The 13,226-nt window shown below is 62.1% G+C and carries 7 protein-coding genes and 1 tRNA gene; 5 read left to right on the forward strand and 3 right to left on the reverse strand.

Annotated features, from left to right (window positions below; translation table 11 throughout):
* Nucleotides 1-8: 8 nt before the first annotated feature.
* The gene (locus tag DTI93_RS01570) at nucleotides 9-659 is read right to left on the reverse strand and encodes a ribonuclease D (protein ID WP_043560607.1); all 651 of its coding nucleotides are present in this window, start codon (nucleotides 657-659) and stop codon (nucleotides 9-11) included.
* A 60-nt stretch (nucleotides 660-719) separates the two neighbouring features.
* A tRNA-Leu gene (locus tag DTI93_RS01575) sits at nucleotides 720-806 on the reverse strand.
* Nucleotides 807-1,130: 324 nt separating this feature from the next.
* Between DTI93_RS01575 and DTI93_RS01580 the strand changes: the two genes are divergently transcribed.
* The 4 genes from DTI93_RS01580 (at nucleotide 1,131) to DTI93_RS01595 (ending at nucleotide 10,504) form a co-directional block, all read left to right on the forward strand.
* The gene (locus DTI93_RS01580; RefSeq protein WP_249079426.1) at nucleotides 1,131-2,561 is read left to right on the forward strand and encodes an NAD(P)-dependent oxidoreductase; all 1,431 of its coding nucleotides are present in this window, start codon (nucleotides 1,131-1,133) and stop codon (nucleotides 2,559-2,561) included.
* The gene (gene gltB / locus DTI93_RS01585; RefSeq protein WP_408902092.1) at nucleotides 2,561-7,120 is read left to right on the forward strand and encodes a glutamate synthase large subunit; all 4,560 of its coding nucleotides are present in this window, start codon (nucleotides 2,561-2,563) and stop codon (nucleotides 7,118-7,120) included. The genes DTI93_RS01580 and gltB overlap by 1 nt, the downstream gene beginning before the upstream one ends.
* Nucleotides 7,121-7,213: 93 nt before the next feature.
* On the forward strand, nucleotides 7,214-9,073 hold the full coding sequence (locus DTI93_RS01590) for a M3 family oligoendopeptidase (protein WP_249079428.1): 1,860 nt from the start codon (nucleotides 7,214-7,216) through the stop codon (nucleotides 9,071-9,073).
* Between the two features lie 72 nt (nucleotides 9,074-9,145).
* Complete coding sequence (locus DTI93_RS01595; RefSeq protein ID WP_249079431.1) at nucleotides 9,146-10,504, forward strand: AarF/ABC1/UbiB kinase family protein; 1,359 nt, start codon at nucleotides 9,146-9,148, stop codon at nucleotides 10,502-10,504.
* 63 nt (nucleotides 10,505-10,567) lie between these two features.
* On the opposite strand, the gene DTI93_RS01600 is transcribed toward DTI93_RS01595, so the two are convergent.
* A complete protein-coding gene (locus DTI93_RS01600) occupies nucleotides 10,568-10,924 on the reverse strand; it encodes a hypothetical protein (RefSeq protein ID WP_249079432.1) in 357 nt (118 codons plus the stop codon).
* A gap of 182 nt (nucleotides 10,925-11,106) precedes the next feature.
* Here DTI93_RS01600 and uvrB point away from each other — a divergent pair, with 182 nt between their 5' ends.
* Complete coding sequence (uvrB, locus tag DTI93_RS01605; RefSeq protein ID WP_052349096.1) at nucleotides 11,107-13,224, forward strand: excinuclease ABC subunit UvrB; 2,118 nt, start codon at nucleotides 11,107-11,109, stop codon at nucleotides 13,222-13,224.
* The last annotated feature ends 2 nt before the right edge of the window (nucleotides 13,225-13,226 follow it).

The following is a 13,226-nucleotide window of genomic DNA, read 5'->3' on the forward strand; positions in this document are numbered from 1 at the left end:
CAGCTATGTCAGGCACGATGGGCGAAAATGTCCGACACATCATAGCCCAGAAGATCCAGCTTTGCACGGGCAGGGAGGAAATCATAGCAGCTCTGCGCAAGATCACGCCGCCCTTCCCGGATGAGCATGGCTTCCAGCTTTTCCCAAAGGGCATGGAGATGCAGCACATCGGAGGCTGCATACTGGCGCTGCTCTTCTGTCAGGGTCGGGCTGCCCCAGTCGGAGCTCTGCTGCTGTTTGGACATCTCGACGCCCAGCAGCTCCCGGCTGAGATAGGCAAGGCCATGCCTGTCCGTGAAGGTATAGACAAGACGGGCGGCAATCTTCGTGCAGATGACGGAATTCAGCGTGATGCCGAGATAATGCTGGAGAACGGCCACGTCGAACCGGGCAAAATGCATCAGCTTGGTGACAGAACTGTCCTGAAGGAGCGCCTTGAGGTTGGGGCAGTGCCCGTAGCCACGCCCGCCCAGATGTTCCGGCACGAACTGTACGAGATGCGCCTGACCATCCCCGGCGGAAATCTGCACGAGGCAGAGGCGGTCCCGGTGGGGGTTGAGCCCCATGGTCTCGGTATCAATGGCGATGGAAGAGCCCAGCTCAAGATTGTCCGGGAGGTCGCCCTCATATAGATGAATGGCGTTACGCGGAGTGCTCATAGATTCACCGGATTTTCTGAGAGGGGACAATTCTGCCCTGCATGTCAGGGGAGAAAGCCTTGGTGCCCAGAAGAAGACTCGAACTTCCACGTCCTTGCGGACACAGGCACCTGAAGCCTGCGCGTCTACCAATTCCGCCATCTGGGCATAAAGCTGTAAGAGGAAGCTGTCTCCGTGAGGAAGCCGCCTCAGCTCTGTTGAAGATGCTTTTACGGCGCAGGAGGGGGGACGTCAATGAGGAAAATGCATCCTTTTGAAAAAAAACGAATGGAATGATGTCAGGGTGATAATAGGTCCGTTTCGGACTTATTTTGTAAAATGAAAATGACAATCATGCGCATTTTCAGGATGTTATGACACTCATTAGGTAAGCGGTGCTGTCTGGTCTTTTATGGCTGAGCTGTTTAGTGCTGGGGCGACAAGGACCATTCTGCGCTTCACGGTGCAGGCAAGACGGGGATTGATGTCATAATGGCTGAACAGATGCTGCGGTTCGTAAACTGCTCCCAGAAACTCCCGGACAAACGCTCGGCTGCCGAGAGACGGAAGGATTTTGGCGAGATTTACGCCGGGTTCAGCCCTCAGAGGGCGCAGGAGCAGGCGTCACGCTGTTCCCAGTGTGGGATTCCGTACTGCACGGTCCACTGCCCGCTGGGCAATGTCATTCCCGAATGGCTGCGCCTGACGACGGAAGGGCGGCTGAAGGAAGCCTATGAACTTTCCTCCAGCACCAACAGCTTTCCGGAAATCTGTGGCCGCATCTGCCCGCAGGACCGCCTCTGTGAAGGGAACTGCGTCATCCGTCCGGGTTTCAGCAGCGTGACCATCGGGGCCGTGGAGCGGTATGTTACCGAGACGGCCTTTGCGGAAGGCTGGGTCCTGCCCCGTCTGCCCGCCGAGGAAACAGGGCAGAGCGTGGGGATTGTCGGGTCCGGCCCGGCCGGTCTTGCCTGTGCCGAGCGTCTGCGGGCCGCAGGGCATGAGGTGCACGTCTATGAACGGCAGGAAAAACCCGGCGGGCTGCTGATGTACGGGATTCCGGGCTTCAAGCTGGACAAGAGCGTCGTGGAACGTCGCTGGAAGCTGCTGGAGGAACAGGGAATCATCTTCCACCTGGGGCAGTCCGTCGGGCATGGCGATGGTGCTCTGCCTCTGGAGGAACTGCGTCAGCGGCATGATGCCGTGTTTCTGGCCACGGGTGTGTATCGTGCCCGGCAGGTGAAGGGGCCGGGGGCCGGTCTGGCCAACGTGGTGGAGGCCCTTCCTTACCTCAAGGCCTCCCAGACGGAGCATGAGACTGCTGGCCTGACAGCGAAAGGCAAACGTGTCGTGGTGCTGGGGGGCGGTGATACCGCCATGGACTGCGTCCGCACGGCCATCCGGCAGGGGGCGAAGGAAGTGGTCTGCGCCTATCGTCGGGACCGTGACAACATGCCCGGCTCCCGTCAGGAGGTTCTCAATGCGGAGGAAGAGGGAGCCCGCTTTGAGTGGATGCTGACACCGGAGGCCTTCCTTGGCGATGACAGGGTGAAGGCCGTCCGCCTGCGGGAGATGCGCCTCGGGGCAGCTGATGCGGCGGGCCGCCGGGCCGTGGAGCCGACGGAATCGACTCGTGAACTGAAAGCCGATCTGGTCATCTGTGCGCTGGGGTTCGAGCCGGAAGACCTGCCGGACCTCTGGAACCGGCCCGACCTTGCCGTGACACGGTGGGGCACGCTGGAGGTCTCCGGCAGCGGGCATGAAACCAGCCTGCCGGGGGTCTTTGCCGGTGGGGACATCGTCCGGGGGGCGAGCCTCGTCGTCTGGGCCATCCGGGACGGGCGGGACGCCGCTGACGCCATAATGAACCATCTGTCTGCCGGGGCTGCCCGGACCGCAACATCTGTCGGGGAGTGTGCCTGATGACCACCATGAACGAAACCACGACCATGACATCCGCTCCGGAAACGGCACGGGACTTCGTGAAGGCCTATCAGGCCAATGTTGAACGGCTGGAAGGGCTGTATGACCCGGCGCAGGAGCATGATGCCTGTGGTGTGGGGCTTGTGGCGGCGATGGATGGCAGGCCCAGCCGTGCCGTGGTGCAGGCGGGCATCGAGGCCCTGGGCAACATCTGGCACCGTGGTGCCGTCGATGCTGATGGCAAGACGGGGGACGGGGCTGGCATCCATGTGGAAATCCCGCAGAATTTCTTTGAGGATGCCATCCATAATGCGGGTGACCTGCGGATCGAGGGACGCATCTCCGTCGGGATGGTCTTCCTGCCCCGCACGGACCTGGGAGCGCAGGAACGCTGCCGCCAGATCATCGAGACGGAAATCCTGCGGTTCGGCTATGGCATCTATGGCTGGCGTCAGGTGCCGATTGATACGGCCTGCATTGGCGAGAAGGCCAACGAGACCCGCCCCGAGATTGAGCAGATCATGATCCGCAACACGCTGGGGCGTGATGAGGAAACGCTGGAACGGGACCTCTATGTCATCCGTCGTCGGATCGAGCAGGAGGCGACACGGGCACAGGTGGAGCTGTACATCTGCTCCCTGTCCTGCCGCTCCCTCATCTACAAGGGCATGTTTCTGGCGGAAAACCTGACGGATTTTTACCCGGACCTGCTGGATGAACGGTTTGTCTCCCGTTTTGCCATCTATCATCAGCGTTATTCCACCAACACCTTCCCGAAATGGAAGCTCGCCCAGCCTTTCCGCAAGATCGCCCATAACGGGGAGATCAACACGCTCTCCGGCAACGTCAACTGGATGCGGGCGCATGAGACACGGCTGAGCAGCCCGGTGCTGGATGACTACATGGAGGCCCTCAAGCCGGTCGTGCAGGTGGCGGGGTCCGACACGGCCGCTCTGGACAATGTCTTCGAGCTTCTGACCTTCGCTGGACGGACGGCACCATCGGCCAAGGCCCTGCTGATCCCGGCAGCGGCGGGGGCGAATTCTTCCCTGTCCGCCCGGGCCAAGGCATTTTACCGCTACTGCAATGCCGTCATCGAGCCGTGGGACGGTCCGGCGGCCCTGTGCGGGACGGATGGCCGCTGGATCATCGCCGGTCTGGACAGGGCCGGTCTGCGGCCGCTGCGCTACAGCATCACGAAGGACGGGCTGCTGATCGTCGGGTCCGAGACGGGCATGGTGCGTGTGCCGGATGAGGCCATCGCCCTGCGTGGGCGGCTCGGGCCGGGGCAGACCCTTGCGCTGGACCTTGATGAAGCCCGTTTCTACACGCCGGATGACGTGCTGGACATGCTTATCAACCGGCAGGATTATGAAAGCTGGATCAGGGACGGCATCGAGGATGTCGGGCCGCTGATGGCTCGGGTGACGGAACCGGACGGCATTGATGCGGAGACGCTGCGCCGTCGCCAGCTGGCCGTCAACCTGACCTATGAGGACATGGAGGCCACGCTCCAGCCGATGGTGGAGAATGGCAGCGAGGCTCTGGCCTCCATGGGGGATGACACGCCGCTTCAGGTGCTGTCCCGGCATTATCGGGGGCTGTCCCACTATTTCCGGCAGGGATTCAGCCAGGTGACGAATCCGCCGATCGACAGCCTGCGGGAAACACGGGCCATGAGCCTGGTGACGAGGCTGGGTAATCTGGGCAACATCCTTGCCGAGGAAGCGGGCCAGTGCCAGCTTCTCCAGCTTTCCAGCCCCATCCTGACGAATGGCGAATTCAGCCGTCTTCAGGAGATGTGCGGCAGGCAGGGTGAGGTCATCGACTGTACCTTCCCGCTGGCCGAGGGCGAGGACGGGATGCGGGCGGCCCTGACGCAGATATGCCAGAAGGCCGAGGATGCCGTGCGGGGGGGCTGTGCCCATCTCTTTCTGACCGATGAACACGCCACGGAGGACCGCGTGGCGGTTCCCATGGTGCTGGCCGTGGCGGCCGTGCATGTCCATCTCACCAATCACAGCCTGCGGACCTTCACCTCCGTGAATGTCCGGGCCTCCGATGTGCTGGACGTGCACAGCCTCGCCGTGATGGTCGGAGTGGGGGCCTCCACGGTCAATCCGTGGCTGGCCCAGCAGAGCATTGCCGATCGTCTCCAGCGGGGGCTGTTCGGAAAGATGACCCTGCGGCAGGCCATGGAGCAGTACCGCAAGGCCGTGGACAAGGGGCTGCTCAAGATCATGTCCAAGGCGGGGATTTCGGTCGTCTCGGCCTATCGTGGCGGGTACAATTTCGAGGCGATCGGCCTCTCCCGTGCGCTTGTGGCCGAGTTCTTCCCCGGCATGGCGTCCCGCATTTCGGGCATCGGCCTGCCCGGTATCGCCCGGAACGTCATCAAGGCGCACAGGCAGGCATGGCAGCCCGCCAACGTGTCTCCGCTGCCCATCGGGGGGCGGTACAAGATCCGCCCGGGTGGGGAGGCCCACTCCTTTTCGGCCAGTGCGGTCCACATGCTTCAGACGGCGGTGCAGGCCAGCAGCTACAGGCTCTTCCGCCGTTATGCGGACGCTCTGGAGGCGCAGGAGCCGGTCGCCCTGCGTGATCTGCTGGATTTCCGTTCCAGCGCACGGTCCATTGACGTGGATGACGTGGAAGGCATCACCCAGATCCGCCGCAGGCTGGTTGCCCCGGGCATCTCCCTCGGTGCGCTGAGTCCGGAAGCGCATGAGACGCTGGCCATCGCCATGAACCGCATCGGGGCGAAGTCCGATTCCGGCGAGGGAGGCGAGGACCCGGCCCGGGCCACACCACGGCCCAACGGGGACAATGCGTCCTCGGCCATCAAACAGGTGGCGTCCGGCCGCTTCGGCGTGACGGCGGAATATCTCAACAATTGCCGGGAGCTGGAGATCAAGGTCGCACAGGGGGCCAAGCCGGGTGAGGGAGGCCAGCTTCCGGGCTTCAAGGTCACGGAGCTGATCGCCCGTCTCCGTCATGCCACGCCGGGCGTCACGCTGATCTCGCCGCCGCCGCATCATGACATCTATTCCATCGAGGACCTTGCCCAGCTGATCTACGACCTCAAGCAGATCAATCCGGAGGCGACCGTGACGGTGAAGCTCGTGGCCCGGACGGGCATCGGGACCATTGCCGCCGGTGTGGCCAAGGCCAAGGCTGATGCCATCCTGATCTCCGGCCATTCCGGTGGGACGGGGGCCAGTGCCCAGTCTTCCATCTATTATGCCGGCCTGCCGTGGGAAATGGGGCTGAGCGAGACCCATCAGGTGCTGATGCTCAACCGTCTGCGTCATCGGCTGAAGCTGCGCGTTGATGGTGGAATCAAGACCGGGCGTGACGTGGTGATCGCCGCCATGCTGGGGGCCGAGGAGTTCGGCATCGGTACGGCGGCTCTTGTGGCGATGGGCTGCATCATGGTGCGGCAGTGCCATACCAATACCTGCCCTGTCGGTGTCTGCGTGCAGGATGAGGAGCTGCGGAAGAAGTTCGAGGGCACGCCGGAGAAGGTCATCAACCTTTTCACGCTGATCGCCGAGGATGTCCGCAACATTCTGGCCCGTCTGGGATACCGCTCCCTTGAGGAGATCATCGGCCGGACGGACCTGCTCCATCAGGTCTATCGTGGCTCGGATTATCTGGATGATCTGGACCTCAACGCCCTGCTGGTGCAGGCGGATACGGGTGGCTTTGCCCGTCACTGCACGCTGGAGGGCCGCAATGAGGTCCCGGACACGCTGGATGCACAGATCATCGCTGATGCGCAGCCGCTGTTCGAGCGGCGGGAGAAGCTGCATCTGCACTATATCGTCCGCAACACGCATCGTGCGGTGGGGACGAGGCTGTCATCCCTCATCACCCGTCGCTTCGGCATGGCCAGCCTGCCGGAAGGGCATCTGACGCTCTCCCTGCGTGGGTCTGCCGGTCAGTCCCTTGGGGCTTTCGCCGTACAGGGGCTGCGCATCGAGGTGGAAGGTGATGCCAACGATTATGTCGGCAAGGGCCTCTCCGGGGCCACTCTGGTGCTGCGGCCCAGCAGTGCGACACCCTGCGCCACGGAGAAGAATTCCATCATCGGCAACACGGTGCTTTATGGTGCGACGGCGGGAGCACTCTTTGCCGCCGGGCAGGCCGGGGAACGGTTCGCCGTGCGGAACTCCGGTGCCGTGGCCGTGGTGGAAGGCTGTGGCTCCAATGGCTGCGAATACATGACAGGCGGTACGGTCGCTGTTCTGGGCAAGGCCGGGGACAATTTCGGGGCAGGCTTCACGGGTGGTACGGCCTATGTGCTGGACCGTGATGGCGATTTCCCGAAACGGGTGAATCACGACACGGTCATGTGCCAGCCCGTGACGGCCAGACGGTGGAAAGATGAGCTGCGGGGCCTCGTGGAGCGGCACGAGCGTGAGACGGGCAGTGCCTATGCGGCGGATCTTCTTCACCACTGGGAGGAGGTTCTGCCGAAATTCTGGCATGTCGTGCCGAAGGATTATGCCCGCATCATCGGGTATGAGGAGGCCGATCTCAGAAGCCTGTCAGCCTGACAGGGGCCACCCGGGCAGGGCTGCGGGGCTGGAGGATGGACCGTGACAGAAAAGAGAGTTTTCACAGCCTCCTCGCTTGGCTAGTCTGCAGGGATGATGACATCATTTCTCAAGACACGCTCCTTTGCCCGTCTGCCGGAAGGCAGGCAGGTTTCCGCCCCGGAAGGTGAGGCGGCTGCGCCCGTGGCTGCCCCCCGCTGGGACCTTTCCGACCTCTATGCCTCCCCGGAGGACCCGGCCATTGAATCGGATTTCGTCCGGCTGGACCATGAGGCCCGGACATTTGAAAGCCGCTGGAAGGGTACGCTGGGCAAGGCCTCTCCGGCCGATCTGGCCCATGCCCTCCAGGGTTATGAGGTGATCGAGGAAGGGCTGGGGAAGATCGGTTCCTATTCCCAGCTTCTCTTTGCAGCCCACACGACCGACCCTGCCTGTGGCCGTTTCGCCCAGAGCGTGCGGGAACGTCTGACCGCCATTTCAGCTTTCCTGCTGTTCTTCCCGCTGGAGCTGAACCGGCTGGATGATGCAGCCCTTGAAAAAGGCTTCAGCGAGAATGCGGAGCTGGCCTCATGGAAGCCTTATCTGCGGGACCTGCGGGTCTTCCGCCCCTATCAGCTTTCCGATGAGGTTGAGCGTGTTCTGATGGACATGGCCGTCTCTGGCCGGAATGCGTGGGTGCGGCTGTTTGACGAGACCATGGCCGGGCTGATGGTCTCCTTCGAGGGGAAAGAGCAGCCGCTGGGCGACGTGTTCAATTACATGACGGACAGCGACCGGAAAAAGCGGGAAGGGGCGGCCAGGGCCATCAGTGCCACGCTGGCAGCCAACAACAAGCTGCTGGTGGGCATCACCAACACGCTGGCCAAGGACAAGGCCACGATTGATACCATGCGGGGTTACCCCCGGCCTGTCAGCAGTCGCAACCGGGCGAACATGGTGGAAGACGAGGTGGTGGATGCGCTGGTGGATGCCGTGCAGTCGTCCTTCTCCCGTCTCTCCCACCGTTATTACGGCATGAAGGCCCGCTGGCTGGGGCTGGACAAGCTGGAACACTGGGACCGCAATGCCCCGCTGCCCGATGTGCAGGACAGGCGGCTGAGCTGGGATGAGGGCAAGGCGATCGTCCAGCGTGCCTATCAGGATTTTGATGAGGAGATGGGCCGCCATGCCAGCACGTTCCTCAACAGCCCGTGGATCGATGCGGCAGCCGTACCGGGCAAGTCTTCCGGGGCGTTTGCCCATCCGGTCGTGCCCTCCGTGCATCCTTACCTGCTGATGAACTATCATGGCCGTCCCCGTGACGTCATGACGCTGGCCCATGAGATGGGGCACGGCATCCATCAGATGCTGGCCGGGAAGAAGCAGGGCTATCTCCGTTCCGACACGCCGCTGACGCTGGCCGAGACGGCCTCTGTCTTCGGGGAGATGCTGACCTTCCAGTCCCTGCTGGATGCGGAGAGTGATCCGAAACGCCGTCATCATCTGCTGGCCTCCAAGGTGGAGGACATGCTGAACACGGTCGTGCGGCAGATCGCCTTCTACCAGTTCGAGGTGCAGGTGCATGATGAACGCCGCAGGGGCGAAATCCCTGCCGAGCGTCTTGGTGAAATCTGGCGGGACGTGCAGACACGCAGCCTTGGCCCGGCCTTCAGCTTCACCCCGGATTATGACCTCTACTGGTCATACATTCCGCATTTCATCCACTCGCCCTTCTACGTGTACGCCTATGCCTTTGGCGACTGTCTGGTGAATGCGCTTTATGGCGTGTATCAGGACAGCCCGGCAGGCTTTGCGGAAAAATACAAGGAGATGCTTGCCGCTGGTGGCACGTTGCGCCATCAGGAGCTGCTCGCACCGTTCGGGCTGAATGCCGGTGATCCGTCCTTCTGGAACCGTGGTCTGGATGTCATTTCCGGGCTGATCGACCAGCTTGAGGTTGAACCGGCTGCATGAGGATGAAAGCCGGCCTGCACGCCATGCAGGCTGGCACACTGCCTGACAGGGCAACAGGTAAGGGTTGAGATCATGGCACGTGAACGTGACATCGACAGGACGGGCTTTGTCGATAACATGCAGCGCATGTTCCGGGCCTCCAGCATGGTGGGGGGTGTTGCGGCCCGCATGGCCGGGCACAAGCTGGGCCTGCGGAGCAACACGACCAGCCATGCGGAGGAGCTGCGGGCCGTTCTGGGCAACCTGAAAGGCCCGATGATGAAGGCTGCCCAGCTTCTCTCGACCATTCCCGGTGCCCTGCCTGATGACTATGCCGAGGAGCTGGCCCATCTCCAGGCCAATGCGCCGCCAATGGGATGGAACTTCGTCCAGCGGCGGATGAGGGCCGAGCTGGGGGCGGGGTGGGAATCCCGCTTCCGGTCTTTCAGCCATGAGGCCGTGGCGGCGGCGTCACTGGGGCAGGTGCATCGTGCGGCTCTGGCCGACGGGCGGGAGGTGGCCTGCAAGCTGCAATATCCCGGCATGGCGGGAGCCATGGAGCAGGACCTCCGGCAGCTGAAGCGGGGTCTGGGCGTGTTCAGCCTCGTGGGCAATGCCATCCGGCAGGATGAGGTCTATGCCGAACTGGCCGAACGGATGCGGGAAGAGCTGGACTACACACGGGAGGCCAGCCACCTGCGGCTCTACAGGCTCATGCTGGCGGACGTGCCGGAAGTTACCGTGCCTGCTCCCGTACCCGGGCTGGTCACGGAACGGCTGCTGACGATGGACTGGGTGGGGGGCCGCTCCATGAAGGCCGTGCTGGAGGAACAGCTCCCGCAGGAAGAGCGCAACGCCATTGCGGTTGCGCTGTTCAAGGCCTGGTACAGGCCCGTCTATCATTATGGCGTCGTGCATGGTGACCCGCATATGGGCAATTTCACCGTGCGGCAGGATGGTGGGCTGAATCTGCTGGATTTCGGTTCCGTACGCATTTTCTCGCCCCGGTTTGTCGGTGGTGTCCTGTCTCTCTTCGATGCCCTGCGGGATGGCGATGAGGAACGGGCCTACGAGGCCTATCATGACTGGGGCTTCAGGGACATTTCACGGGAGCGGGCCGCCGTGCTCAATGAGTGGGCACGCTTCTTCTATCGTCCTCTCATGACGGATGAAATCTGCAACGTGGAAGAGAGCAACAACCCGCAGGAGGCCCGCCGGGTGCTGGAGCATGTCTATGACGGGCTGAAGCGCACGGGCGGCATCACTCTGCCACGGGAATTCGTCATGCTGGACCGCTCGGCCATCGGGCTGGGCAGTGCCTTCCTGCGGCTGGGAGCACGGGTGAACTGGCACCGGCTCTTCATGGAGCTGACGCAGGATTTCAATGTGGATGTTCTGGCGGCCCGGCAGAAGGACGCCCTGCGGAAGGCGCAGGTCCAGCCCACCAGATGAAGGAAAGGCCGGACGGGTGAGCCTACCGGTCCGGCCTTGCCTGTCAGGGTGGGCAGGGAACTGTCAGCGGAAGAATTTGCTCAGCAGGTTGCCGCCGATTTCCTGGATCACGTCCTGCTGGAGGGCCTTGCCGAAGCTGGCGAAGCCGCTGCTCTGCTCACCGGAGCTTTCGCCCCCGTTTTTCTCGCCGAGATGGCTCACCAGACCGGCCAGCTGGCCGACGAGGTCTCCGGCATGGCCCTGGCCATTCTGGAAGATGGAGGAAATCTGCTGGAGGCTCGCAGCCCATTCCCCGGCCTGTGTGTTGCCATTCTGCGAGGCATCCTGCATCTGGCCGATCAGCCGGTCAATCAGCTGGAAGGCCTGCTGCGCCGTGTTGCGGAACTGCGTGTAGCTCTGCTCGATCTGTTCGATATCCATAAGGTTCTGACCTTTTTGTGGAAGTGGAGCCTCATTGGGCAGTGAAGAGGCGGTGTGATGGTAAACGACCCTGTAAAAACTGCCAGTCTTTTTATGAGGAATGAACAGCCGGAAACGGGTGGCTCCATTTATTCCGTCAGAGGCATCTTGTGGTGGCAGGAACATGCTCCCATCTAGGGGCCATGGCAGTTTCTTCGTCGTCCCGCAAAAAGAAAAAACCGGTCGCGCCCCGTCAGACGGATTTTTTCCCTGAAAAACAGCCCGCCAAACCGAAGACCAACCGGTTTGTCGTGAAGTCCGATTACGAACCCTCCGGGGACCAGCCGCAGGCGATTGCCGCCCTGCTGGACGGGTTGCAGGCCGGGGAGCGGGATCAGGTGCTGATGGGTGTGACAGGGTCGGGCAAGACCTTCACCATGGCCAAGGTGATCGAGGCGGCGCAGCGGCCCACGCTCATCATGGCTCCCAACAAGACCTTGGCGGCCCAGCTCTATAGTGAGATGAAACAGTTCTTCCCCGACAATGCGGTGGAATATTTCGTTTCCTACTATGATTACTATCAGCCGGAAGCCTATGTGCCCCGCTCGGATACCTTCATCGAGAAGGACAGCCAGCGCAACGAGCGCATAGACCGGATGCGCCATGCTGCCACGCAGGCCCTGCTGGAAAGGAACGATGTCATCATCGTGGCCTCCGTGTCCTGCATTTATGGTATCGGCTCGCCCGAATCCTATGCCCGCATGAAAATCCGCCTCGTGCCGGGGGAGATCATCGATCGGGACGACCTGATCCGCCATCTGGTGGAGCTGCAATACCAGCGGAATGATCTGGCCTTCGAGCGTGGGTCATTCCGGGTGCGGGGGGAGCAGGTGGACATTTTCCCCATCCAGAACGAGGACAGGGCGTGGCGTGTCATGCTCTTCGGGGATGAGGTGGAAAGCATCACCGAATTCGACCCGCTGACGGGGGAGAAGACGGCTGATCTGGAAGAGGTCAGCCTCTATGCCAGCTCCCATTATGTGACGCCCCGCCCCACGCTCAATCAGGCGATGGTCAGCATCAAGGATGAACTGCAGGACCGCATCCAGTATTTCAGGGACAAGGGAAAGCCGCTGGAGGAAGAACGCATCCTTCAACGGACCAATTTTGATCTGGAAATGCTGGAAACGACAGGCGTCTGCAAGGGAATTGAGAACTACTCCCGCTATCTTTCAGGTCGCCGTCCCGGTGATCCGCCGCCAACCCTCTTTGAGTATCTGCCGGAAGATGCCCTGCTGATCGTGGATGAAAGCCATGTCGGTGTGCCCCAGATTGGCGGGATGGAACGGGGGGACCGTGCCCGCAAGGAAACGCTGGCAGATTTCGGGTTCCGTCTTCCCTCCTGTCTGGATAACCGGCCCCTGTCTTTTTCGGAGTGGGATGCCTTCCGGCCGCAGAGCATCTTCGTGTCCGCCACGCCGGGGCCGTGGGAGATGGAACAGACGGAAGGCGTGTTTGCCGAGCAGATCATCCGTCCGACCGGCCTGACAGACCCCATCACCATCATCCGACCCGTGGAAGGGCAGGTGGACGACCTGCTGCATGAGGCCAGGGCGACCATTGCCGAGAATGGCCGTGTCCTCGTCACGACCCTGACCAAGCGCATGGCTGAGGACCTGACGGAATATCTTTCCGAACATGGCGTGAAAGTGCGGTATCTCCATTCCGACATTGATACGCTGGAGCGCATGGAGATCATCCGGGACCTGCGGCTGGGGGCCTTTGATGTTCTTGTGGGCATCAACCTGCTGCGGGAAGGGCTGGATATTCCCGAATGTGCCCTTGTGGCGATTCTCGATGCGGACAAGGAAGGCTTCCTGCGGTCCCGCACCTCTCTTGTGCAGACGATCGGCCGAGCCGCTCGCAACGTGAATGGCCGTGTCCTGCTCTATGCGGACAAGGAGACGGACAGCCTGCGTTACGCCATCGAGGAAACGGCCCGCCGCCGGGAAAAGCAGATGGCCTGGAACGAGGCGCACGGCATCACGCCGCAGACGGTCCGCAGCCGCATCAGCGACACGCTCTTTCAGGAAGAGCTGGCGGGCAAGGAAGCCCCGCCGGAGTCTGATCCACAGCTCACCATTGACGATCTGCGCAAGAAAATGCGTGAAGCAGCAGCTGAGCTGGACTTTGAACAGGCCGCCGCCCTGCGGGACGAGATTCACCGGCGGGAGGCCAGCGACATTGGCCTCATTGCTCCGGCCCCGGCAGCTTCGCAGGCCAGACAACGCAAGACGACCAGACGGAAAAAGAAGGACTGACC

The organism is Parasaccharibacter sp. TMW 2.1884 (assembly GCF_023337695.1).
Taxonomy (GTDB): domain Bacteria; phylum Pseudomonadota; class Alphaproteobacteria; order Acetobacterales; family Acetobacteraceae; genus Bombella; species Bombella apis.